The sequence below is a fragment of the Rhizobacter sp. genome (assembly GCA_019635355.1).
Taxonomy (GTDB): Bacteria; Pseudomonadota; Gammaproteobacteria; order Burkholderiales; family Burkholderiaceae_C; genus Rhizobacter.
Window position 1 is genome coordinate 1,462,950 of record JAHBZQ010000001.1, and the last position, 22,508, is coordinate 1,485,457.

At 68.7% G+C, this 22,508-nt stretch carries 17 protein-coding genes; 11 read left to right on the forward strand and 6 right to left on the reverse strand.

The genetic code is table 11. The annotated features are described in order from the left end of the window. Nucleotides 1–24 precede the first annotated feature (24 nt). Entirely contained in the window at nucleotides 25–639 is a 615-nt protein-coding gene (locus KF892_06540) for a YqhA family protein (GenBank protein ID MBX3624652.1), read from the forward strand. On the opposite strand, the gene nhaA is transcribed toward KF892_06540, so the two are convergent. Then, nucleotides 633–1,868 carry a Na+/H+ antiporter NhaA gene (gene nhaA / locus KF892_06545; protein MBX3624653.1) on the reverse strand — a complete coding sequence of 412 codons (1,236 nt, stop codon included), beginning with the start codon at nucleotides 1,866–1,868 and terminating at the stop codon, nucleotides 633–635. The two genes, KF892_06540 and nhaA, sit on opposite strands and share 7 nt — an antisense overlap. A 50-nt stretch (nucleotides 1,869–1,918) precedes the next feature. Between nhaA and KF892_06550 the strand changes: the two genes are divergently transcribed. Beyond that, nucleotides 1,919–3,442 carry a fumarate hydratase gene (locus KF892_06550; GenBank protein MBX3624654.1) on the forward strand — a complete coding sequence of 508 codons (1,524 nt, stop codon included), beginning with the start codon at nucleotides 1,919–1,921 and terminating at the stop codon, nucleotides 3,440–3,442. A gap of 15 nt (nucleotides 3,443–3,457) precedes the next feature. Here KF892_06550 and KF892_06555 read toward each other — a convergent pair whose 3' ends face one another. Further along, on the reverse strand, nucleotides 3,458–4,750 hold the full coding sequence (locus tag KF892_06555) for a mechanosensitive ion channel (GenBank protein ID MBX3624655.1): 1,293 nt from the start codon (nucleotides 4,748–4,750) through the stop codon (nucleotides 3,458–3,460). A gap of 96 nt (nucleotides 4,751–4,846) precedes the next feature. Next, entirely contained in the window at nucleotides 4,847–5,782 is a 936-nt protein-coding gene (locus KF892_06560) for a histone deacetylase family protein (protein MBX3624656.1), read from the reverse strand. A gap of 37 nt (nucleotides 5,783–5,819) precedes the next feature. Here KF892_06560 and KF892_06565 point away from each other — a divergent pair, with 37 nt between their 5' ends. From KF892_06565 to KF892_06600, 8 genes are all read left to right on the forward strand, one after another. Beyond that, nucleotides 5,820–6,746, forward strand: coding sequence for a MoxR family ATPase (locus KF892_06565; GenBank protein ID MBX3624657.1), 927 nt, complete (start codon nucleotides 5,820–5,822; stop codon nucleotides 6,744–6,746). Nucleotides 6,747–6,756: 10 nt separating this feature from the next. After that, nucleotides 6,757–7,764 carry a DUF58 domain-containing protein gene (locus KF892_06570; GenBank protein ID MBX3624658.1) on the forward strand — a complete coding sequence of 336 codons (1,008 nt, stop codon included), beginning with the start codon at nucleotides 6,757–6,759 and terminating at the stop codon, nucleotides 7,762–7,764. Continuing rightward, nucleotides 7,734–9,809 (forward strand): DUF3488 domain-containing transglutaminase family protein, encoded by a 2,076-nt coding sequence (locus tag KF892_06575; GenBank protein ID MBX3624659.1) that lies wholly within the window; start codon nucleotides 7,734–7,736, stop codon nucleotides 9,807–9,809. Before KF892_06570 ends, KF892_06575 begins: the two co-directional genes overlap by 31 nt. An 8-nt stretch (nucleotides 9,810–9,817) precedes the next feature. Further along, on the forward strand, nucleotides 9,818–10,915 hold the full coding sequence (gene mltB / locus KF892_06580) for a lytic murein transglycosylase B (GenBank protein MBX3624660.1): 1,098 nt from the start codon (nucleotides 9,818–9,820) through the stop codon (nucleotides 10,913–10,915). Nucleotides 10,916–11,058: 143 nt separating this feature from the next. Then, complete coding sequence (locus tag KF892_06585) at nucleotides 11,059–11,826, forward strand: alpha/beta hydrolase (GenBank protein MBX3624661.1); 768 nt, start codon at nucleotides 11,059–11,061, stop codon at nucleotides 11,824–11,826. Between the two features lie 236 nt (nucleotides 11,827–12,062). Beyond that, the gene (locus tag KF892_06590; GenBank protein ID MBX3624662.1) at nucleotides 12,063–13,982 is read left to right on the forward strand and encodes an FAD/NAD(P)-binding protein; all 1,920 of its coding nucleotides are present in this window, start codon (nucleotides 12,063–12,065) and stop codon (nucleotides 13,980–13,982) included. Between the two features lie 39 nt (nucleotides 13,983–14,021). Then, a complete protein-coding gene (locus KF892_06595; protein MBX3624663.1) occupies nucleotides 14,022–15,347 on the forward strand; it encodes a YbfB/YjiJ family MFS transporter in 1,326 nt (441 codons plus the stop codon). A 139-nt stretch (nucleotides 15,348–15,486) separates the two neighbouring features. Further along, on the forward strand, nucleotides 15,487–16,629 hold the full coding sequence (locus tag KF892_06600) for an ABC transporter substrate-binding protein (protein MBX3624664.1): 1,143 nt from the start codon (nucleotides 15,487–15,489) through the stop codon (nucleotides 16,627–16,629). Between the two features lie 40 nt (nucleotides 16,630–16,669). Here the strand turns inward: KF892_06600 and KF892_06605 are convergent, their stop codons facing one another. From KF892_06605 to KF892_06615, 3 genes are all read right to left on the reverse strand, one after another. After that, nucleotides 16,670–16,879: a hypothetical protein gene (locus KF892_06605; protein MBX3624665.1), complete on the reverse strand. Its 210-nt coding sequence runs from the start codon at nucleotides 16,877–16,879 to the stop codon at nucleotides 16,670–16,672. Between the two features lie 233 nt (nucleotides 16,880–17,112). Next, nucleotides 17,113–17,997: a transglutaminase family protein gene (locus KF892_06610; protein ID MBX3624666.1), complete on the reverse strand. Its 885-nt coding sequence runs from the start codon at nucleotides 17,995–17,997 to the stop codon at nucleotides 17,113–17,115. Nucleotides 17,998–18,000: 3 nt separating this feature from the next. Beyond that, entirely contained in the window at nucleotides 18,001–20,469 is a 2,469-nt protein-coding gene (locus KF892_06615) for a circularly permuted type 2 ATP-grasp protein (protein ID MBX3624667.1), read from the reverse strand. A 201-nt stretch (nucleotides 20,470–20,670) separates the two neighbouring features. Between KF892_06615 and KF892_06620 the strand changes: the two genes are divergently transcribed. After that, nucleotides 20,671–22,476, forward strand: coding sequence for a GGDEF domain-containing protein (locus KF892_06620; protein MBX3624668.1), 1,806 nt, complete (start codon nucleotides 20,671–20,673; stop codon nucleotides 22,474–22,476). Nucleotides 22,477–22,508 lie beyond the last annotated feature (32 nt).

Below are 22,508 nucleotides of genomic sequence, written 5' to 3' on the forward strand. Positions count from 1 at the left end.
CTGAATCGCTCCAGAACAAGCACCATGGCCGCCCAGAAGCCCGCCCAAGCTCAAGTCTCCCGCCGCCTGCGCACCCTGCCGCAGCTGATCTTCGCCAGCCGCTGGCTGCAGCTGCCGCTGTACCTAGGCCTCATCCTCGCGCAGGGCGTCTACGTCTTCCACTTCTGGGTCGAGCTCGTGCACCTGATCGAAGCCGCCATCGGCGACAAGACGGCGCTGCAGGCCATCTACACCTCGGTGGGCATCACCGGTGATGCCGCCGCGGGCGGCAAGCTCACCGAGACCACGATCATGCTGGTGGTGCTGGGCCTGATCGACGTGGTGATGATCTCCAACCTGCTGATCATGGTGATCGTGGGTGGCTACGAGACCTTCGTCTCGCGCATGGACCTCGAAGGCCACCCTGACCAGCCCGAGTGGCTGAGCCATGTGAACGCGTCGGTGCTGAAGGTGAAACTCGCCACGGCCATCATCGGCATCTCGTCGATCCACCTGCTCAAGACCTTCATCAACGCCGGGGCCTTGAGCGACCGGGTGCTGATCGCGCAGACGGTCATCCACGTGGCCTTCCTGTTCTCGGCGCTGGCGATCGCGTGGACCGACCGCATCCTCTCAGCGCCCGCGGGCCGCGATCACTGAAGCTTCGACGGGTGGAAGCTCGACTCGCGCAGGTGCTGCTGCCGGCGCCGTGCCGGGCCACGCCGCTCGGCGCGCATCAGGATGTAGGTGCCCAGCACGCCGGCGACCAGTGAGCCGCCGAGCACGCCCAGCTTGACCTGCGTCTCGTAGGCGGGGCCCTGCCCTTCGAAGGCGAGCCCGCCGATGAAGAGGCTCATGGTGAAGCCCACGCCGCAGAGCACGCACACGCCGAAGAACTGCCAGCGGTTGGCCCCATCGGGCAGCTCGGCCGCTCCGGTGACGGCGAGCAGCCACGACGCGCCGAACACGCCGATCGCCTTGCCCAGCACCAGGCCGGCGGCAATGCCGAGCGGCACGCTTTGCGTCAGCGTGTCGAGCGACAAGCCCTGCAGCACCACGCCGGCATTGGCAAACGCGAACATCGGGAGCACGGCGAACGCCACCCACGGGTGCAGCGCATGCTCCAGCGACTCGAGCGGGGAGTGGGTCTCGTCGTCCGTGCGCAAGGGGATCGCAAACGCCGTCACCACCCCGGCCAGCGTGGCATGCACGCCCGACTTGAGCACGCACAGCCAGATCAAGGCGCCGACCGCCAGGTACGGCAGCACGCTTTTCACACCCGAACGGTTGAGCGCGAACAGCACGGCGATACCCACACCGGCCGAGGCCAACATGACCCACGACAGGTTGGCGGTGTAGAAAAAGGCGATCACGATGATCGCGCCCAGGTCGTCGATGATGGCCACGGCCGTGAGGAAGACCTTCAGCGAGGCCGGCACACGCGAGCCCAGCAGCAGCAGGATGCCGAGCGCGAAGGCGATGTCGGTGGCCGCCGGGATGGCCCAGCCGCGTAGCGCCACCGGGTCATGCCAGTTGATCGCCGCGTAGATACCGGCCGGCAGAGCCATGCCGCCGAGCGCCGCCCCCAGCGGCAGCAGCGCCTGCCGGAAGGTCGAGAGCTCGCCCACCACCAGCTCGCGCTTGATCTCCAGGCCGACGAGCAGGAAGAACACCGCCATCCACAGGTCGTTGACCCACAGGATCAGCGGCTTGGAGAGCACCAGCGCGTCGTTGCCGATGCGCACCTCGCCGGGGAGCTGGCGGAAGGCTTCGTAGTCGATGCCCCAGGGCGAGTTGCTCAGCAGCAGTGCCGCTACGGTGGCCACGGCCAGCACGATGCCGCTTGCCGACTCAGCCGCGAAGAATCGCTTCAGCGCATCCGTGATCACCGCAGTTCCCCTTCGATAAAATCTGCGCCTCCCGCCACGCGAGCCTCCCCATGACCACCATCCGCCACGCAGACCTCGTCGAGAGCGTCGCTGCAGCCCTGCAGTACATCAGCTACTACCATCCGGCCGACTATATCCAGCACCTTGCACGCGCATACGAACGCGAGCAGAGCCCCGCGGCCAAGGATGCCATTGCGCAGATCCTCACCAACTCGAAGATGTGCGCCGAAGGCCGCCGCCCGATCTGCCAGGACACCGGCATCGTCAACGTGTTCCTGAAGATCGGCATGGACGTGCGCTGGGAAGGCTTCAAGGGCTCGATCGCCGACGCGGTGAACGACGGCGTGCGCAAGGGCTACCTGAACCCCGACAACGTGCTGCGCGCGTCGGTGCTCGACGATCCGCTCTTCGCCCGCAAGAACACGAAAGACAACACGCCCGCCGTGATCCACATGGAAGTGGTGCCCGGCAACACCGTCGACGTGATCGTGGCCGCCAAGGGTGGCGGCAGCGAAAACAAGTCGAAGATGGTGATGATGAACCCCAACGACAGCCTGGTCGACTGGGTGCTCAAGACGGTGCCGACCATGGGCGCCGGCTGGTGCCCGCCGGGCATGCTGGGCATCGGCGTCGGCGGCACCGCCGAGAAGGCCGTGATGCTCGCCAAGGAAGTGTTGATGGAAGACATCGACATGTACGAGCTGCTCGACCGCGGCCCGAGCAACAAGCTCGAAGAGCTGCGCATCGAGCTCTACGAGAAGGTCAACGCGCTCGGCATCGGCGCGCAGGGCCTGGGCGGCCTCACCACCGTGCTCGACGTGAAGATCAAGACCTACCCGACGCACGCCGCGAGCAAGCCCGTCGCGATGATCCCCAACTGCGCCGCCACGCGCCACGCGCACTTCGTGCTCGACGGCTCGGGCCCCGCCTACCTCGAAGCGCCGAGCCTCGACCTCTGGCCCGACGTGAACTGGGCGCCTGACTACAACAAGAGCAAGCGTGTCGACCTCAACACGCTCACGCCCGCCGAAGTGGCGAGCTGGAAGCCCGGCGACACGCTGCTGCTCAACGGCAAGATGCTCACCGGCCGCGATGCCGCGCACAAGCGCATCCAGGACATGCTGGCCAAGGGCGAGAAGCTGCCGGTGGACTTCACGAACCGCGTGATCTATTACGTGGGCCCGGTCGACCCGGTGCGTGACGAAGTGGTCGGCCCGGCCGGCCCGACGACGGCGACGCGGATGGACGGCTTCACCGAGATGATGCTGGCGAAGACCGGCCTGATCGCGATGGTCGGCAAGGCCGAGCGGGGCCCCGTGGCCATCGAGTCGATCAAGAACCACAAGAGCGCCTACCTGATGGCGGTGGGCGGCGCGGCCTACCTCGTGGCCAAGGCGATCAAGGCCGCCAAGGTGGTGGGTTTTGCCGACCTCGGCATGGAAGCCATCTACGAGTTCGACGTGAAGGACATGCCGGTCACCGTGGCGGTCGACGCCGGCGGCACCTCGGCCCACATCACCGGGCCGAAGGAGTGGCAGGCCAAGATCGGGAAGATCCCGGTCGCCGTGGCCTGATCAAAAAAACGCCGGCTACTCGCCGGCGTTTTTGTTGGTGGCTTCCGCTGGGATCGCGCGTGTGTGCACCACGCGCTGCGGGAACGGGATCTCCACCCCCTCCGCGTCCAGCACCGCCAGCACGGCGAAGTTGACCTCCGACTTCACCGCGCCCTGCCCGTTCTCGGGGTCGCGGATCCAGAACTGCAGCGTCAGGTCCATGCCATCGGCCGCAAACGCCGAGAGCTGCACCGAAGGCGCCGGGTCGGCCAGCACGCGCGGCACCGCCGCGATGGCGCTCGCGAGCTTGGGCTGCAAGGCGCGCACGTCGGTGCCGTAGGCCACCTGCACGGTGCTCGAAATCGACAGCCGCGGGTCGGCCAGCGACGAGTTCTCCACACGCTGCGTGATCAGCATCTCGTTCGGCACGATGGCCTCGCGGCCGTTGAGCGCGCGGATCACGGTGTAGCGGGTGCGGATATCGGTGATGCGGCCCTCGAAGTTGTCGACCTTCACCATGTCGCCGATGCGCAGCGAGCGTTCGGCCAGGATCACGAACCCGCTCACGTAGTTGGCCGCGATCTTCTGCAGGCCGAAGCCCAGGCCCACACCCACCGCACCGCCCAGCACACTCAGCGCGGTGAGATCGATGCCCACCGCCGACATCGCGAACAAGAGGCCGACGAAAAGGAGCACCGCGCGCACGATGTTGGCCGCCATCTTGCGCATGGACAGGTCGTCGCCCGTGCCGCGGATGATCTTGCGCTCGACCGCGGCCGAGATCCACAGCGCCAGCACCATCACCACGCCCGCGGTGAGCGTGCCTTCGATCAGGTTGCGCAGCGAGATCTGCGCGCCGCCGATCTTCCAGCGCACACCATCGAGCTGCTCCAGCACCGCCGGCATCACGCCAGTAACCCACAGCACGACAGCGATCCAGGCAATCCACGAGACCGTGCGCTCGATCACGCGCACCCAGTGGTTGTTGGGGAAGGCCGCCGACAACACGCGCACCGTGAGGCGGATGAGCACCAGCGAGATGAGGATCGGAATGGCCAGCTTGAACACCGCCACCTTCACCACACCCACCAGCAGTTGCTTGGCGATCAGCGCCAGCACCAGCGCGAAGACCGGGAACAGCACCCCATCGACCACGCTGCGCCCGAACAGCACCGCGCCCTGGATGTGCAGCACGCGCCGCAACGCCGCACACAGCAGCCACGACACCCCGAGGCAGCCGAGCAGCACCGCCGCCTCGGTGAGCGCGCTCTGGGTCGCGAGGTTGCGCAGCAGGTCCTGGAACTCGTGCAGATCGTAGGTGGCGTTCATCGTTCTTGTTGTGAGGGCACCGTTCGGGCTGAGCTTGTCGAAGCCCGATGGCAATGAGAAGGGCTTCGACAGGCTCAGCCCGAACGGTCGCCTTGCCTACAGGTCGGCCAGCACCCGCAGGTGCGTCGCCACGCTGCGTGACAGCGCACTCAGCGCATAACCGCCTTCGAGGCACGAGACGATGCGGCCCTGCGCATGGCGGTCGGCCACGTCTTTCACGCGGCGGGTGATCCACTCGTAGTCGGCCTCCACCAACCCGAGCTGGCCGAGATCGTCTTCGCGGTGCGCATCGAAGCCGGCCGAGATGAAGACCATCTGCGGCTTGAAGGCTTCGAGCCGGGGCATCCACATCGCCTCGATCATTTCGCGGATCTCCATGCCGCGCGTGTAGGGCGGGATGGGCAGGTTGATCATGTTCTCGCCCTTGGGCACGCCGCCGCTGTAGGGGTACAGCGGATGCTGGAAAAAGCTCACCATCAGGATGCGGTCGTCGCCGGCCACGATGTCTTCGGTGCCATTGCCGTGGTGCACGTCGAAGTCGACGATGGCCACGCGCTTCAGGCCGCGCACGTCGAGCGCATGGCGGGCAGCGATGGCCACGTTGTTGAAGAAGCAGAAACCCATGGTCTCGTCACGCGTGGCGTGGTGGCCGGGCGGGCGGATGGCGCAGAAGGCGTTGTCGATCTCGCCGTCGATCACCGCATCAGTGGCGGCCACGGCCGCACCGGCGGCGCGCTGGGTCGCGGCCCAGGTGCCGGCATTGGCGGCGGTGTCGGGGTCGAAGGCCCGCGACTCGCCGGTCAGGGCCAGCTGCTCCAGCCGGTCTTTCAGCTCCGACACATAGTGCGCGCTGTGCGCCAGCTCCACGTCGCGCAGGTCGACCAGGGGCGCATCGCGGTGCTCCAGTGCCACGTCGAGTCCACAGGCAATCAGGTGGTCATGGATCGCATCGAGCCGCTGCGGGCACTCGGGGTGGCCGTGGCCCATGTCGTGGGCGTGGCAATCGGCGTGGGTGTAGAGGGCGGTGGACATGTCTCGCAGCGTGATCGTTTCGGGTATCGTGCGCCGCATGAACACGAGCCTGGCGACACGACTCACCCAACTGACAGACCAGATTAGCACGATCATCGTCGGCAAGCGCCCCCAGGTGCGCGACTGCCTGGCCTGCCTGCTGGCGGGTGGCCACCTCCTGATCGAAGACGTGCCCGGCGTCGGCAAGACGACCCTGGCGCACGCCCTGGCCGTGTCGCTCGGCCTGCGCTTTTCGCGCACCCAGTTCACCGCCGACCTGATGCCGGCCGACCTCATCGGCGTGAGCGTCTACGAGCGCAGCAAGGAAGCCTTCGTCTTCCACCCGGGCCCGGTGTTCGCGCAGGTGCTGCTGGCCGACGAGATCAACCGCGCCGGCCCCAAGACGCAGAGCGCGCTGCTCGAAGCAATGGAAGAACACCAGGTGACGGTGGAAGGCGAAACGCGCGCCCTGCCCCGCCCCTTCTTCGTGATCGCCACGCAAAACCCGACCGACCAGCTCGGCACCTACCCGCTGCCCGAGTCGCAGCTCGACCGCTTCCTGATGTGCCTCACGCTCGGCTACCCCGACAAGGCGAGCGAACGCGCGCTGCTCGCCGGCGTCGACCGCCGCGAGGCGATCGCCGAGCTCAAGGCCGTGATGACGCCCGAGGAGCTGATGGCCGCGCAGCAAGAGGTGCTGAAAGTGCACGCGAGCGATGCGCTGCTCGACTACCTGCAGGCGCTGATCGCCGCCACCCGCAGCGGCGCCTGGTTCGTCGACGGGCTGAGCCCACGCGCCGGCATCGCCATCCTGCGCGCCGCGAAGGCGCACGCCCTGCTCGACCAGCGCGACTACGTCGCCCCTGATGACGTGCAAGCCATCCTCGTGCAGACCGTCGCGCACCGCCTGGTGCCGGTGGCCGGCGCCGGCCGCGGCGCGCGCGAGCAGGTGCGAGCGATGATCGAGGCGGTGCCGCTGGCCTGAGCGTTCCGCCATGTCTGCCGGGTCGTTGTCTCGACTGCCCCCCTGGCTCAACCCCGCCGCGGCGGTGCGCAAGCGCTTCCGCGCCTGGTGGCAGGCCCGCCTGCCGCGCACCGACACGCTGCTGCTGACCCAGCGCAACATCTACATCCTGCCCACGCGCGCCGGCCTGATGTTCGGCGTGACGCTCATCGTGCTGCTGCTGGCGTCGATCAACTACCAGCTGAGCCTGGGCTACGTGCTGACCTTCCTGCTGGCGGGCAGCGGTGCGGTGTCGATGCACATCACGCACAACACGCTGCGCGGCTTGACGCTGCACCTGCGCCCGCCGGCCGCCGTCTTCGCCGGCACCCCCGCGCTGCTGGACGTGACGCTCACCAGCGCCGGCCGCGCGCGCTTTGGCATCGGGCTCGGGTTGGAGTCTTCGCCTGGCAAGGCGGTGGCGTGGACCGACGTGCCCGAAGGCGGCCAGTCGAGCGCGCAGGTGAGTTTCGTGCCGCCGCAGCGCGGTCGCCATGCGGTGCCCACGATCCAGATCGAGACACGCTTCCCGCTGGGGCTCTTTCGCGCGTGGTCGGTCTGGCGGCCGGCGGCGCAGGTGCTGGTCTACCCGAAGCTCGAACAACCCGCCGCGCCGCTGCCCCCTGCGCACGCGGTGCCCGGTGGCCCGGCCGCACGGCGCAGCAGCGATGGCGGCGAGGTCGAAGGCGTGCGCAGCTACCGCCGCGGCGACCCGCTGAAGATGGTGATGTGGAAGAAAGCGGCACGCACGCTCGAAACCACCGGCGAGCTCGTGACCCGCGACACCAGCGCGTCGGTGCAGCAGCAGCTGTGGCTCGACTGGGCGCACTGCACCGGCCTCGCCCCCGAAGACCGCCTGTCGCGGCTCGCCACCTGGGTGCTCGCCGCCAACCGGGCCGGCGCCGACCACGGCCTGCGGCTGCCCGGCGTCGAGATCGCCCCTGCGCAAGGCGAAGCACAGCGCAAGCAATGCCTGGAAGCCCTCGCGCTGTGGACGTGACGACCTCTCCTCGCCTCGGCCTGGGTGCACGCTGGCGCCACCTGCCGCGCGAGGCGCGCGACACACTCTTCCTGCTGGGCGTGATCGCGTGGACGGTGCTACCGCACGTGAGCCACCTGCCGCTGTGGTGCTCCGTGCTGACGGCCGTGGTGCTGCTGTGGCGCACCCGCCTCGCCCTCACCAACGCCCCGCTGCCCAGCCGCTGGGTGCTGGTCGCCGTGCTCGCGCTGGCGGCCGGCCTCACGCTGTGGTCGTTCCGCTCGATCTTCGGCAAGGAGCCGGGCGTCACACTGGCCGTGGTGCTGATGGCGCTCAAGACGCTGGAGCTGCGGGCACGGCGAGACGCCTTCGTGGTGTTCTTCCTCGGCTTCTTCATCGTGCTCACGCACTTCCTCTTCTCGCAATCGCTGCTGGTGGCGGTGGCAATGCTCGCGTCGGTGTGGGGCCTGCTGACGGCACTGGTGCTGGCGCACATGCCGGTGGGGCAGCCGAGCCTGCGGCACGCCAGCCGCCTGGCGCTGCGCACCGCCGCGCTCGGCGCGCCGGTGATGGTGCTGCTCTTCCTGCTCTTCCCGCGCATGGGGCCGCTGTGGGGCGTGCCACAAGACGGGCTCGTGAAGACGGGCCTGTCGAACACGATGCGCATGGGCAGCGTGGCCGAGATCGCGCTCGACGACTCCATCGCGCTGCGCGTGCGCTTCGTCGGCACGGCCCCCGCCCCCGAGACCCTCTACTTCCGCGGGCCCGTGCTCAGCAATTTCGACGGCCGCACCTGGACGGCGGGCTTCGGCGCGAGCGGGCCGGCACGCGAGCCCCTGCGCCCGAAGGGCGCCCCCATCGAATACGAGCTGACGGCCGAACCCACACGCCTTTTCCTGCTGCCCACGCTCGAAGCCACCACCACGATGGAGCCCATCGACGGCCTGAACAGCAACCGCCGCGACAACCTGAGCTGGGGCACCGACCGCCTGGTGCAAAGCCGCGTGCGCTTCAAGGCGACGGCGCACACCCGCTTCGAACACGGCCCCACCCAGCGCAAACACAGCCTGCGCGAGAACGTGCAGCTCCCGCCCGGCTACAACCCGCGCACCCTCGCCTGGGCCCGCGAGCTCGGCGACCACCCACGCATGGCGAACGCCGATGCGCCTGCGCTCGCGCGTGCGGTGATGCAGCACATCGCAACCGCCGGCTTCACCTACACGCTGGCGCCGGGCGTCTACGGCGAGACCAACGAGCGGGCCGCGCTCGACGAGTTCTGGCTCGACCGCAAGGAGGGCTTCTGCGAACACTTCGCTGCCGCCTTCGTGGTGGTGATGCGCGCGCTCGACGTGCCGGCGCGTGTCGTCACCGGCTTCCAGGGCGCCGATGCGGCGCCGGTCGACGGCTTCTACATCGTGCGCCAGAGCCACGCCCACGCCTGGGCCGAGTACTGGGTCGAAGGCCAGGGCTGGGTGCGCGCCGACCCCACGGCTGCCGTCGCCCCCGACCGCATCGTGCGCAGCCGCAACCTCGTGCCGGCCCCCGGCCTCGTGGCCGGCGCCATCGGCAACGTGAGCCCCGAGCTGATGGCGCAGCTGCGCAAGAGCTGGGAGATGCTCAACAACCGCTGGAACCAGTGGGTGCTCAACTACTCGCGCGGCCAGCAGCTCGACCTGCTGAAGAACATCGGCTTCGACTCGCCGAGCTGGCAGGACGTGGCCCTGCTGCTCATCGGCATCCTGAGCGGCCTCGCGCTGCTCGGGGCGGGTTGGGCCTGGTGGGATCGCCACCGCCAGGACCCGTGGGCGCGCCAGGCCCAGCAGATGCGCCGCAGCCTGCAGGCGCTCGGCCTGCCAGCCCAGCCGCACGACCCACCGCGTGCCCTCGCAGCCCAGGTGAACGAGCGCTACGGCCCACTCGGGGCTGCGGTGGCCAGCCGCCTGCTGATGCTCGAACGGCAGCGCTACGGCCATACACCGCTCCCGCGTCCGTCGGCGCAATGGCTGCGTGCGCTGCGGGGAGAAGTGCGCGCGCTGCGACGGAGCGCACAACACGCACCGCGATAATCCGCGGCATGTTGCTCACGCCCGGCTCGACCTTCCTGCGCTGCACCTTTTCTGCCCTCGCCGCCCTCTTGATCGGCAGCACCTGGGCGCCCGATGCCGAGGCGAAGAAGCCCCGCATGCAGGTCAAGTCAGACGCCGAGGCCGACCTCGTCACCTACGGCCAGCGTGACGACGTGATGGGCTTCGCCGCAGCGCTCGCCGACAAGCGTGGCCTCGACGTGGCGTGGGTGAAGGCGATGCTGGCCGAGGCGCGCTATGTGCCCAACGTCGCCAAGTTCATCATGCCGCCGCCCACCGCCACGGCGAAGAACTGGGCGGCCTACCGGGCCCGCTTCGTCGAGCCGCTGCGCATCCGCGCCGGCCTCGCCTTCTGGCGCGAAAACGAAAAATGGTTGCAGCGTGCCGAAGAGATGTATGGCGTGCCGCCTGAGGTCATCGTGGGGGTGGTCGGGGTCGAGACGCTCTACGGCCGGCACATGGGCAACTTCCGCGTACTCGACGCGCTGGCCACGCTGTCGTTCGACTTCCCCACCGGCCGCAAGGACCGCAGCGCCTTCTTCCGCGACGAGCTGGAGCAGCTCTTCGTGCTGGCGCAGGCCGAGAAGGTCGACCCGCGCGACTTGAAAGGCAGCTATGCCGGCGCGATGGGCATGGGCCAGTTCATGCCCAGCAGCTGGAACAAGTACGCCATCGACTTCGACGGCAACGGGCATGTCGACCTGCACGGCAGCCCCGCCGACGTCATCGGCAGCATCGCGCACTACCTCGCCGAATTCGGCTGGCAGCGCGGCATGCCAACCCGCTTCGACGTGGCCCCGCCGGCCGACCCAGCCCAGCGCGCCACGCTGCTCGAACCCGACATCAAGCCCACGTTCACTGCCCAGCAGTTCGCCGAGAAAGGCGCCGGGCTGCCGGCCGCGGGCCGCGAGTTCACCGGCCTGCTCGCGCTGGTGGAGCTCTTCAACGGCGACGCGCCGCCGAGCTACGTGGCGGGCACGGCCAACTTCTACGCCGTCACGCGCTACAACTGGTCGAGCTACTACGCCATGGCCGTGATCGACTTGGGCGAAGCGATCGGGCTCATCAAGCACAAGATCGACCGCTGATCGCCGTCGCTGCCGCTGTCGCCGTCGCATTTCGCGCACCGGCGCGGGCAGTTCACGCCGCCAGCCGGCGGCTGGTCGCATGCCCATCGCACTGAGTCGCCGCAGTGCCGACAGTGAAGCCTCCTTGCATCAAGGAGCGCCGCATGAGCCACCCGCCCCGCCTCTTCTTCGCGCACGCCAACGGCTTCGCGCCGGGCGCCTATGAGCCGCTGCTCACGCCGCTGAGGCACCGATACAAGGTGGAAGCTCCGGCCCTGCTGCCCTTGCGTCACGGCCGGCCTCCATCAGGGCCCTGGGGCGAGATCGCCGAAGACCTCGCCCCGCTCGTCGACGCCGACGCCACGCCCACCGTGGGCGTGGGCCACTCGCTCGGCGCGGTGGCCCTCCTGATGCTCGCCGCCACCCGGCCCACCCGCTTCAGCCGGCTCGTGCTGATCGAGCCTCCCACCATTCCGGCGTGGCTCGCGGCGGTGCTGGGCCACGCGCCGGCCGCCGTTCGCCGCAAGAGCCCGATGGCCGAGGCCACGCGCCGCCGCGCCGACGCCTGGACGAGCTTCGAGCAGGCCTTCGCACAGGCCCGCGCACGCCCCTGGTATGCGCGGCTCGACGATGCGGCGCTTCGCCTGGTGCTGCAAAACGGCCTTCAACACGACGGCCAGCAATGGCGCCCGAGCTTCCGCACGGAATGGGAGGCCACGCTCTACGAGCGGCCGACGAGCGTCTGGCCACTGCTGGCTCGGCGCAACCTGCCGCCCATCACGGTGCTGCGCGGCGCGCAATCGGCCGTCTTCCCCGCGGCGGCCTTCGCCCGGTGGCGCCGCCTGCGCCCCGACGACGAGGCCATCGAAATTCCATCCACCGGCCATCTGCTCCCGCTGGAAGCGCCGGCGCGCATCGCATCGCTGCTTTGATCTGGGTCAACCGGCCCGCCGCTTACAAGAAGAAACACAGACGCCTAGCGAAAACCCGCATGATCCAAACGCCACCCCCTATTCAAGGGGGTCGCGCACCCCGTCGAAGCCAAGTCAGAAGTCGGGAGCTGACCTGGAAAGGCTGCACGAGAGTTGTCGAAACGATACAACCCAGCAATAGCCATCAATTTGTCGCGGCGCTCAGTTAAATTGCCGGTCCCGGAGAGAAGGAACCCATGACAACAGCGCGTATTGGCATCATCGGGATGGGGCCGCGTGGCCTGACGGTTCTTGAGCGCATAGTCGCCAACGAGCGGGTCAGAAAATCGGCCAATATTGAAATCTTCATCTTCGACCCGCACCCACCCGGCGTGGGTTGCCACGATCCCGAGCAGGAAGATTACCTGCTGGTGAATACCGTGGCCGGCCAGATCACCCAGTTTTCAGACCATTCGGTCGTGGGTGCCGGCCCGATCCTGGAAGGCCCGTCCTTCTACCAGTGGCTAGAGGAGCAGCGCAGCAGCAAGCTCGGCCGCTGGTCAGGCCAGCCGGTTTCACCCGACAAATACTATTCTCGTGCGCTCTTCGGCCGATACCTGTATTGGGTTTATCACTATCTGGCGGCCTTGGCGCCCTCGCATGTCCAGATAAACTTCGTGCAGGAATCCATCCTGAGCACCGACCGTTTGGCGGAAGATTCCTGGGTGCTTTCCACCAAGAGCGGCTCTTTCTGCGTCAACTACCTGTTTCTCACCACCGGGCATACCAAACCCGCTGGAAAACCGGCAACTGGCAACAAGCACCAACCCGGAACCACGCTGGTAATTGACGACCCATACCCGATCAAAACCACCACGGCGGCCATCACGGCCGACATGACGGTGGCCATCGAGGGCATGGGCCTGACCATGTTCGACGTGCTGGGCGCGCTCACCACCGGCCGCGGTGGCCGATTCGTCCAAGACGAAGACGGCCGCATGCGCTACCTGCCTTCGGGCCAGGAGCCCCGGCTGGTCACGTACTCGCGCTCCGGCCTGCCGCTCACTGCGCGCGCCATCAACCAGAAGGGTGTGTCGGTGCAATACAAGGCGCGCTTCCTGCAAGCCGACAAGGTGCGCGCGATGCGTGCCGGCCGCAAGCTCGACTTCGTCACCGACGTCTTCCCGCTGCTGCTGGCCGACATGCAGTTCGCCTATTACGAGGCCTACCTGCGCGAGCGCCGCGACCCGGTGACCTCGATGCTCTTCTGCAACCAGTTCCTGTGCGCAGACGTGGCCGGGCGCGAGGCGCTGATCTGCCAGTACGTCCCCGAAGCCGACCGTTTCTCCTGGGACAAGCTGGTGAACCCGATCACCGACGACGCGCTCGCCACCCCGGAAGACTTCCACGAGTGGCTGATGGACCACCTGCGGCAAGACCTGCGCGAGGCCTACAAGGGCAACGTGCAAGGCCCGCTCAAGGCCGCCTGCGACGTGGTGCGCGACCTGCGCGACAACCTGCGCGCCGCCATCGACCACGGCGGCCTCACCGAGGCCTCGCACCGCTGGCTGCTGTCGGAGTTCAACCCCATCATGAACCGCATCGCGGTGGGCCCGCCGTCGTCGCGCATCGCCGAGATGCTGGCGCTCGTCGAAGCCGGCGTGCTGGAGATGAGCTACGGCCCGGGTGCCGCCTGCAAGCCGTCGAAGCCGGGCGAGCGCATGCGTCTCGCCTCCAGCCTGTGGCCCGACAAGAGCGTGGCGGTCGACGTGCTGGTGAAGGCGCGCATCCCGATGCACAGCCCGGCCGACGACGCCTCTCCGCTGCTGCGCGGCCTGTTGAAGGCCGGCTACGTGCGCCTCTTCCACAACGGCGGCTTCCACCCCGGCGGCATCGAGGTCTCGCGCGACTTCAACTGGGTCACGGCCAGCGGCCAGACGCTCGAGAACGCCTGGGCGCTCGGCATTCCCACCGAGGGCGTCAAGTTCTACACCTTCGTGGTGCCGCGATCGGGCGTCAATTCCACCGCGATCGTCGATGCCGGCCGTGCGGTCAGCAAGATGATCTCGCTGATCACCGGCCACGCACCCGCGCCGCACGAAGAGCCCATCGAGGCCCCTGTCCCGACGACGGAGTACGCCTCCGCCTTTGCTTCCCTGTATGGCGCGTTGTCCTGACCCTGAGCCTGCTTTCCTGTTCCTGATCGGCTTGCCGCGATGCTGCAAGCCGCGTTGAACCGCCTGAGCCTGGCCGGCCTGTCCGCCACGCTGATCGGCAACGGCATCGGCCGGTTCGCGTTCATCGCCCTCATGCCCGCGCTGATCGACGCAGGCTGGTTCACCAAGGGTGAAGCCTCCCAGCTGAGCGTGGCCACGCTCGTGGGTTACGTGCTCGGCGCGTGGGTGTCTGACTGGCTCGGGCGCCGCTACGCGGTGGCGACCCTCCTCCGATGGTCGATGCTCGTCTGCACGCTCAGCTTCTTCGCCTGCGCCTTCCGCGACGCGCCGCTGGCCTGGTACTACCTGTGGCGCACGGCAGCGGGCTTCGGCGGCGCCATCCTGATGGTGCTGCCGGCGCCGGTGGTGCTGCCGCAGCACGACCCCGCCATCCGCGGCCGTGCGAGCGGCATCGTGTTCTCGGGCATCGGCCTCGGCGCGGTGCTGTCGGGCCTCTTGGTGCCGGTGCTGATCGCCGGTGTCGGCGTGGGCGTGATCTGGGGCGACACGGTCTGGCCCCTCGCCTTCCGTGGAGTCGAAGGGGCCTGGCTCGGCATGGGCGCGGTGTGTTTGCTGCTCACCGTCTCGGCATGGCGCCAGTGGCCGCCCGAGGCGAGCGTGCCGCCCACGGGCGGGGCCGACGGCACGCCGGTGGCGAAGGAAGAGATCCCGGCCGACGCGCGCGTGACGGTCTGGCTGATCCTCGCCGCCCACGGGCTCAACGCGATGGGCTACCTGGCCCACACCATGTTCTGGGTCGACTACATCGTGCGCGAGCAAGGCCGGTCGCTTGCGATGGGCGGCTTCATGTGGTCGATGTTCGGCGTGGGCGCGGCCATCGGCCCGCTGCTCACCGGCACCCTGGCCGACAAGTTCGGCCTCAAGCGCTGCCTGATCGCGGGCTTCGCCTTGAAGTCACTGGCCGCCGCCATGCCCTGGTGGAGCAGCAGCGTGCCGGCGCTCTTCGTCTCGTCGCTCCTGATGGGCATCTTCACGCCCGGCATCGTGGCGCTGATCTCGGCCTACGCACTCGAGACCGTGGGCCCGCAGCTGCACCGCCGCGCCTGGGGCCTGGCGACCTTCAGCTTCTCGATCGCCCAGGCCGGCGGTGGCTTCCTGATGGCCACCGCGGCGCCTCACCTCGACTCCTACCACCCGCTGTTCCTCGCGAGCGCCCTCGCCCTGCTCGGGTCGATCGGCTGCGTGCTGATGATCCGCAAGCCTGCAGCGGAAGAGGAGGTCGTGCCCGCCCAGCCCATCGCCCCCAGCGATGACACCCCCCCGGAAAGCACTCTCTATCCGAATGCCCCCGCGCTGGAAAAATAGCACTACCGGACACTTTCACGAACAACAACGCTGTAAACAAGCTATTTCGTGGAATGCGACGGATAAACTGAGTTGCAATATCAAAAATTTCGTTGGGTGGTCTCACGACCAAAACTTGAAAGATTAGGGGTCCTCAGTGATGGATTTCAAAGCAAGCGCATTGCGCGCAGCCGTGTTGGCCTTGGGTCTGCTTGCCAGCACCCTGGCCTCGGCACAGATCCGCATCGGCCAGACGACCGGGGTGACCGGGCCGGCGGCCGGGCCGGTCAAGGAGATCAACCAGGGCGCCATGCTCTACATCGATCATGTCAACGCCGAAGGCGGCATCGGCGGCCAGCAGATCGAAGTGGTGACGCTGGACGACAAGAACCAGGTCGCCAACACCGTTGAAAACGCCAAGCAGCTGATCGCCGACCCGAAGGTCGTGGCGCTCTTCCTCAACCGCGGCACGCCCCATGCGCAGGCCATGTTGCCGCTGCTCACCGAAGCCAAGATCGTGCTGCTCGCACCGTCCACCGGTGCCATCGCCCTGCACAAGCCGGTGCACCCGTATGTGTTCAACGTGCGCGCCACCTACCAGCGTGAAGCCGAGCACGTGACCCGCCATCTCGGCATGGGTGGCCTCGAGCGTGTGGGCATCTGCTATGTCGACGACCCCTTCGGGCAAGATGCCCTGCAGGGCGCGCTCAACGTCTTCAAGACCGCCGGCAAGCAAACCGCCTTCAACGAAGCGCTCGACAAGTTCAAGCCCGACTACTCCAAGTGCGTCGCCAAGGCGCTGGAGACCAAGCCGCTGGGCATCCTGATGATCAGCACCGCGGCGTCGGTCGCCACCGGGGTGAAGGCGCTGCGCCAGGCCGGCTCGAAGGTCACCGTGGCCACGCTGTCGAACAACGCCGCCAAGGGCTTCATCGATGCGCTGGGTGAGCACGCCTCGGGCGTGATCGTGAGCCAGGTCTTCCCGTCCGAGCGCCGTCTTGCCTCGCCGATGATTGCCGAGGCCGCCCGCCTCGCGCAGGCCAAGGGCATCAAGCAGCTCACGCCCGCGATGATCGAAGGCTATGCCGCGTCGAAGGTGCTGGTGACGGCACTGCGCCGCGCCGCGAAAGACAAGGACAACATCACCCGCGCGTCGTTCAAGAAGGCACTGGAGTCCTTCAACCGGGTCGACATCGGCGGCGGCGTGGGCGGCACCGAACTCTCGTACACCCCGACCGACCACTCGGGCCTGGACTACGTGGATCTCTCGTACATCGGCGACGACGGCAGCTTCCGCCGCTGAGCCGCTTCAGCGTTCGATGAATTGACCGGGCAGCGCCCGGTCAATTTTTTGGTGGCGGCGAAAGCGGCACCTGGCCGCTCGGGAATTCGGGGGGCCACACATCGGGCGGCAGGTCTTCCACCACTTCCAGGCCGTGCGCCAGTTCCCAGCTCGAATCGGTCCAGCTGACGCCGGTCCATTCGCCAGTCCCGGTGCGCCGCACCTCGTACCTCACGTCGCTCGTCTTCATCCAAGCACTCGCCGTCGTCATGTTCGCTCCCTCTGTTTTGCTTGGGCCGCAGTGTGCGCAAGCCGGGTTCGCGAATACATCCCACCTATGGCTGCAACGATAGTGAAGCGCGCCCCTCAGAAGAATCCCGTAGCTGGAGGGCCTGCTTTCAGGGGGAGATGACGGCCCCTCGGTCGCCGGGTACGTCGACCGATCCCCCAAGGGGATGCGGGCCGGCTTGGGAGCGGCCCGGCGCTCGGCCCGCTCGCGCCTGATCAAACCGGGATGACGCTCACCGAGACATCCATCTCCTGCGCGCCGCCACCGAGGATCACGCCGCGCAGCGGCACCACGTCGGCGAAGTCGGCGCCCCACGCGAGCGTGATGTAGCGCCGGTCGGCGAGCTGGTTGTTCGTGGGGTCGAACTCCACCCAGCCGGTCGCCGGCGAATAGGCGGCCACCCAGGCATGCGACGCGTCCACGCCCATCAGGCGCGGCTGCCCCTCGGGCGGGTTGGTCAGCAGGTAGCCCGACACGTAGCGCGCCGGCAAGCCGTGCCCGCGCAGGCAGGCGAGCATCAGGTGCGCGAAGTCCTGGCACACGCCGCGGCGCTGGTAGAGCACTTCATCGACAGAGGTGCTGACCGTGGTGGCACCGGGGTCGAACTCGAAGTGGGCGTGGATGCGCTGCATCAGGTCGGTCACCGCCTCGAGCCAGTCGCGACCGGGCGTGAGCGACTCCAGCGCGTACATGCGCGCGCCTTCGGACAGCGGCACGAGCGAGGTCGGTTCGGCCATGCGCGCCGGGATCAGCCCGTCGAGCTGCGGCTGCTCGCGCACCTGGTCACGCACGCTTTCCCACGCGGCGAACGGTGTGGCGTCGGCCACCGGCCGTTCGCCCACCTCCACGCTGCAGTGCATGCGCACACGCAGCATGCGGTGCGCGCCGTGCAGGCCGAAATGGGTGACGCTGTTGCCGAAGCTGTCGGGCGCTTCGTGGCGCTCGTCGGGCGGTGGGTCGATCTGAATGGCACAGGCGAGCAGCTTCTGCCAGGGCAGCGTGCGCGGTGTGAGGCGGGCGAGTTGCCAGGACTGCGAAACCGGCGCCGCATACACGTAGCGCGTCTCGTGTTCCACGGTATATCGCTCCGCGGTCGTCATGCCTCAGGCCACCAGTGACAGCACGCTGCGTGACGCCGCATGCGAGAAGAACTTCAGCGTGAGCTCGTCCGACACCGTGTGCGCCGCACGCTGGATCTGCTCGAGCGCCGACGCCAGCACCTCGCTCTCGGGGTGAAGATCAGCCGGCTGCAACGCCTGCAGCGCGGCCTGCACAGGCGCCAGCACGTCGCCCGCGAAGCGGCCGTGCGCACGCTCCAGCTTGTCGACGTATTCCACCAGCCCCTTCACCTGGAAGGCCACCGAGCGCGGGTTGGTGTCGTCGCGCACCAGCAGGTCGAGCACCGGCAGCCACTCGGGTGCCACGAGGTAGCGCGAGCGGTAGGTGACGGTGGAGTCGGCCAGCTCGAGCAGCCAGTCGAGCCCGTCGGCGCGGCCTTCGTGCGTGGCCACCTGCAGCGTTGTGCACAGGTTTGACAGGCGCTCGATGCGCCGCCCGATCGACAGGAAGCGCCAGCCGGTGCCGCGTGTCATGCCGTCGAGCACGTAGCCCGACAAGGTCATCATCGTCGTCACCGCCCGGTCGAGCCAGGCAAGCGCAAGCGGCAACGAGCTGCCGCGCTGGAACACCGGGTCGCCGATCAGCCGGTTCAGCGTGCGCCAGTTGTCGGCCGACATGCGGTCGCGCAGGTTGAAGGCCACGCGCGAGAGCTGCCTGAGGCGCTGGCTCAAACCCTCGTCGGGGTGCGTGGCCGCGCGCAGCAGCTCGGTGCCGGGGTTGTCGGTGGCGTCGATGAGGCCGGCGCGCTGCGCCAGTGCGAGCACCGGCACCAAACCGTCGGAGCGACCGTCGGCGTTGGCATCGGTCGCCCCGAGCACCGCCGTGATCGCCACGCGCAAGAGGCGCGCGGCGGTGTCGCAGCGCTCGCCGTAGCGGCCGAACCAGAACAGGTTTTCCGCGGTGCGCGAGGGCACGTTGCCGCGCGAGGTGACGAGGTCTTGCGGCGTGACCGTGCTGGAGAGCAGCGAGAACGCCGCATTCACCGGCCCGTCGGACAACACCCAGGTGTCTTTCGAGCCGCCGCCGCGCTGCATCGCGATCACGCGCGAGTTGCGGTCGCTCGCCACGCGCGTGAGCCCACCCGGCATCACGCGATAACCCTGCGGGGTGGCAACGGCAAACACGCGCAGGCCCACGGTGCGGGCACTCAGGTGGTCGCCCTGCTGCGCGGCCCCGCGCTCGAGCACCGGCGCCTGCGATACATGCACCCACTCCTGCGCCACGTAGCGCTGGGGCCGCGCGGCCACGCGCGCCTTGAGCACGGTGCGTTCGTCGGCCGAGAGGTCGGCGCCGAACACCGCCGGCTCTTTCGCCGAACGCTCCAGCGGCTTGATGAGGATGTGGTCGAGCCGCTTCCAGGCGTCTTCGAACGCGGCCGGCTCGCCCAGCCACCAGGTGGCGACCGACGGCAGCTTCAGCGCTTCGCCGAGCAGTTGCTCGCTGAGCTTGGGCAGGTAGCCGAGCAAGGCGCCGGACTCCAGCACGCCTGAGCCGAGCGCATTCGCCACGAGCACCGTGCCGCGGCGCGCGCAGTCGGTAAGACCTGCCACGCCGAGGGCGGAGTCGGAGCGCAGCTCCAGCGGGTCGCAGTAGTCGTCGTCCTGGCGGCGCAGGATGGCGTGCACGCGCTTGAGGCCTTCGACCGTCTTCATCCACACACGGCCGTCGCGCACGGTGAGGTCGGTGCCCTCCACCAGCGCAAAGCCGAGGTAGCGCGCGAGCAGCGCGTGCTCGAAGTAGGTCTCGTTGTACGGGCCCGGCGTGAGCAGCGCGATCAGCGGCGGGCCGTCGCCTTTCGGTGCCCAGCGCAGCAGCGACTCGCGCATGTGCGAGAAGAAGGAGGCCAGGTGCTGCACGTGCAGGTCGCGAAAGAGCTGCGGGAACACGCGCGACACCACCAGCCGGTTTTCGAGCGCATAGCCCACGCCCGAGGGCGCCTGCGTGCGGTCGCTCACCACCCACCAGCGCCCATCGGGCGAGCGCGCGAGGTCGGCGGCGTAGTGGAAGAGGTGCACGCCACCCGGCGGGCGGATGCCCTGCACCTGGTGCAGGTAACCGCCATGCCCAAACACCACCGAGGGCGGGATCGCACCGCTCCTGAGCAGCGACTGCTCGCCGTACACGTCGGCCAGCACGCGGTTGAGCAGCTCGGCGCGCTGCGCGATGCCGGCTTCGATCTCGTCCCACTCGCGTGGCGAGAGCAGCAGCGGCAGCGGGTCGACTTCCCACGGCCGATCGGCGCCCTTCGGGTCGGCGTAGACGTTGTAAGTGATGCCGTTCTCGCGCACCTGCCGCTCCATCAGCGCCAGCGTGTCGCTCACGCCCGCGCCTTCTCGCTCGGCCAGGGCGTGCAGGAAGGCGTCCCAGTGCGGACGCGGGTCACCCGAGGAGGCCAGCAGCTCGTCGTAGCGGCCTTCGAGGGCGGAGTAAGCGGAGAGCAGCCTCTTCAACATGGATGGGCGATTCTCTTAGATTGGTGCAGCGCGGCAGGGCCACCGTAACCCGGGGCTGTCGTGCAAAAACAATACCCGCGTGGTGAACCGCACAGCCCTGCCCGCGGCGCACGCGCGGGCGCTCAACTGCGGGCGGGCGCAGGTCGATATGCCGTCATGTCTGCACGCGTGCCTGGGCTTGGGGTTTGGCGTCGGGCCGTCGTGCACTTCGCCGTCGGCCTGGCGGGGCTCATGGCGCTCGCCTCGGCCCAGGCGGCCGAACCCGTGGCCTGGCAGCCCAACGCCCCGGCGCTCGGCATCGTGCCCCAGGCCGAGTGGCTGGAAGACAAGAGCGCCCGCCTCGACCTCGCCGGCGCCCGCGCCGCCAGCGGTTGGCAATACGGCCGCGGCAACGCGCTCGGCTTCGGCTACAGCCCCTCGGCCTTCTGGGTGCGCTGGAAGATCGCCAACACCGCCGACCAGCCCGCCGACGCCGTGATCGACCTCGGCCAGCCACGCCACGACCATGCGCAGTGGCATGTGCTGCGCCTCGGCGGCAGCCGGGTCGAGACGGTGCACGGCGGCGACCGCCTGCCCTTCGCGCAGCAGCCGCTGCCTCACCGCAACATCGCCCTGCCCCTGCACCTGGCACCGCGCGAGACGGTCGAGGTGTGGGTGCGCCTGTCCACCCACGACGGCCTCTTCGAGGCGCTGCCGGTCACACTGCACAGCCGCGCCGGCTTCGAAGCGGCGATGGACCGCGAAGACAAGATCCTCATGCTCTTCCACGGCGGGGTGCTGGCGCTCGGCCTCTACAACCTGCTGCTCTTCATCGCGACCAAGCAGCGTGCCTTCGGCCACTACGCGCACTACGTGGGCTGGTTCCTGCTGTGGAACCTCACCTCGCGCGGCTACGCCTGGCAGCACCTGTGGCCCGATGCGCCGGCGTTCAACAACGACTTCCTCACCGTCGCCACCGGGGCGGTGTTTGCCGCGGTGGGCCTCTTCGCCATCTCGTACCTGCGCCTGCGCGAACACCTGGGCCGGCCGTGGATCATCGCGGTGCAGGTGCTGGTGGCGCTCAACGTGGGCGATGCGCTGCTGGCCCTCACCGGCCACTACGCGCTCGGCGTGATGGTCGGCTGGGCGACGGGGCTGCCGCTGGGCATCCTCACGCTCGTGATCGCCGCACGGCTGGCGCTCAAGGGCCACCGCGCGGCGCGCTTCTTCGTGATCGCCTTCACCCTGCTGTGCCTGGGCGCCGCGGCCTACATCGCGCAGATCGCGACGCTGGCGCCCGTCAACTGGTTCACCACCTGGGGCATCCAGATCGGCTCGACCTTCGAGGTGCTGCTGCTCGCACTCGGTCTGGCCGACATGCTCAACACGCTGCGCATCGAGAAGGTGGCCGCCGAGCGCCGCGCCCGGCAGGCCCAGCAGGCGTTGGCCGGCAAGCTTGAGGCGCAGGTGAAGGAGCGCACCCAGGCGCTCGACGCGGCCAACCGCCGCCTGCAGGAACTCTCGATCACCGACGAGCTGACCGGCGCCTTCAACCGCCGCCACTTCAACGACTTCTGCGCGCAGCTGCTCGAGCACCAGCCGCGCCACGAGCCGCTCGCGTTCTGCATGTTCGACCTCGACCACTTCAAGAGCTTCAACGACCTGCTCGGCCACAGCGCGGGCGACCAGGTGCTGCGCGCCGTCTCGGGCGCCGTGCGCGCCGAGCTGCGCCGCTCGGGCGACCTGCTGTTCCGGCTGGGGGGCGAGGAATTCGGGCTGCTCTTCACCGCCAAGACGCCCGAGGCGGCGCAGCAGTTCGTCGAACGCCTGCGCCAGTCGATCCGCCAGCTGCACATCAAGCACCCGGGCAGCCCGACGGGCATCGTCACCGCGAGCTTCGGCGTGGCCTGGTGGGGGCAGCCGCTGGGCTCGCCGCTCTCGCGCGAAGAGCTGTACGCCCACGCCGACGAGCAGCTCTACGGCGCCAAGGCAGCGGGGCGCGACCAGGTGGCCCTGCTCGCCGTCTGACCTGCAAGCCGATCGGCGGCCTCCGGGTTTCG

Excerpts from the sequence above, each read along its gene's own strand:
- KF892_06605 (MBX3624665.1), bottom strand. The coding sequence starts at position 16,879 with ATGACGACGGCGAGTGCTTGGATGAAGACGAGCGACGTGAGGTACGAG.
- KF892_06615 (MBX3624667.1), bottom strand. The coding sequence starts at position 20,469 with ATGTTGAAGAGGCTGCTCTCCGCTTACTCCGCCCTCGAAGGCCGCTAC.
- KF892_06590 (MBX3624662.1), top strand. The coding sequence starts at position 12,063 with ATGACAACAGCGCGTATTGGCATCATCGGGATGGGGCCGCGTGGCCTG.
- KF892_06550 (MBX3624654.1), top strand. The coding sequence starts at position 1,919 with ATGACCACCATCCGCCACGCAGACCTCGTCGAGAGCGTCGCTGCAGCC.
- KF892_06555 (MBX3624655.1), bottom strand. The coding sequence starts at position 4,750 with ATGAACGCCACCTACGATCTGCACGAGTTCCAGGACCTGCTGCGCAAC.
- KF892_06595 (MBX3624663.1), top strand. The coding sequence starts at position 14,022 with ATGCTGCAAGCCGCGTTGAACCGCCTGAGCCTGGCCGGCCTGTCCGCC.
- mltB (MBX3624660.1), top strand. The coding sequence starts at position 9,818 with ATGTTGCTCACGCCCGGCTCGACCTTCCTGCGCTGCACCTTTTCTGCC.
- KF892_06585 (MBX3624661.1), top strand. The coding sequence starts at position 11,059 with ATGAGCCACCCGCCCCGCCTCTTCTTCGCGCACGCCAACGGCTTCGCG.
- KF892_06570 (MBX3624658.1), top strand. The coding sequence starts at position 6,757 with ATGTCTGCCGGGTCGTTGTCTCGACTGCCCCCCTGGCTCAACCCCGCC.
- KF892_06610 (MBX3624666.1), bottom strand. The coding sequence starts at position 17,997 with ATGACGACCGCGGAGCGATATACCGTGGAACACGAGACGCGCTACGTG.
- KF892_06575 (MBX3624659.1), top strand. The coding sequence starts at position 7,734 with ATGCCTGGAAGCCCTCGCGCTGTGGACGTGACGACCTCTCCTCGCCTC.
- KF892_06565 (MBX3624657.1), top strand. The coding sequence starts at position 5,820 with ATGAACACGAGCCTGGCGACACGACTCACCCAACTGACAGACCAGATT.
- KF892_06540 (MBX3624652.1), top strand. The coding sequence starts at position 25 with ATGGCCGCCCAGAAGCCCGCCCAAGCTCAAGTCTCCCGCCGCCTGCGC.
- KF892_06560 (MBX3624656.1), bottom strand. The coding sequence starts at position 5,782 with ATGTCCACCGCCCTCTACACCCACGCCGATTGCCACGCCCACGACATG.
- KF892_06600 (MBX3624664.1), top strand. The coding sequence starts at position 15,487 with ATGGATTTCAAAGCAAGCGCATTGCGCGCAGCCGTGTTGGCCTTGGGT.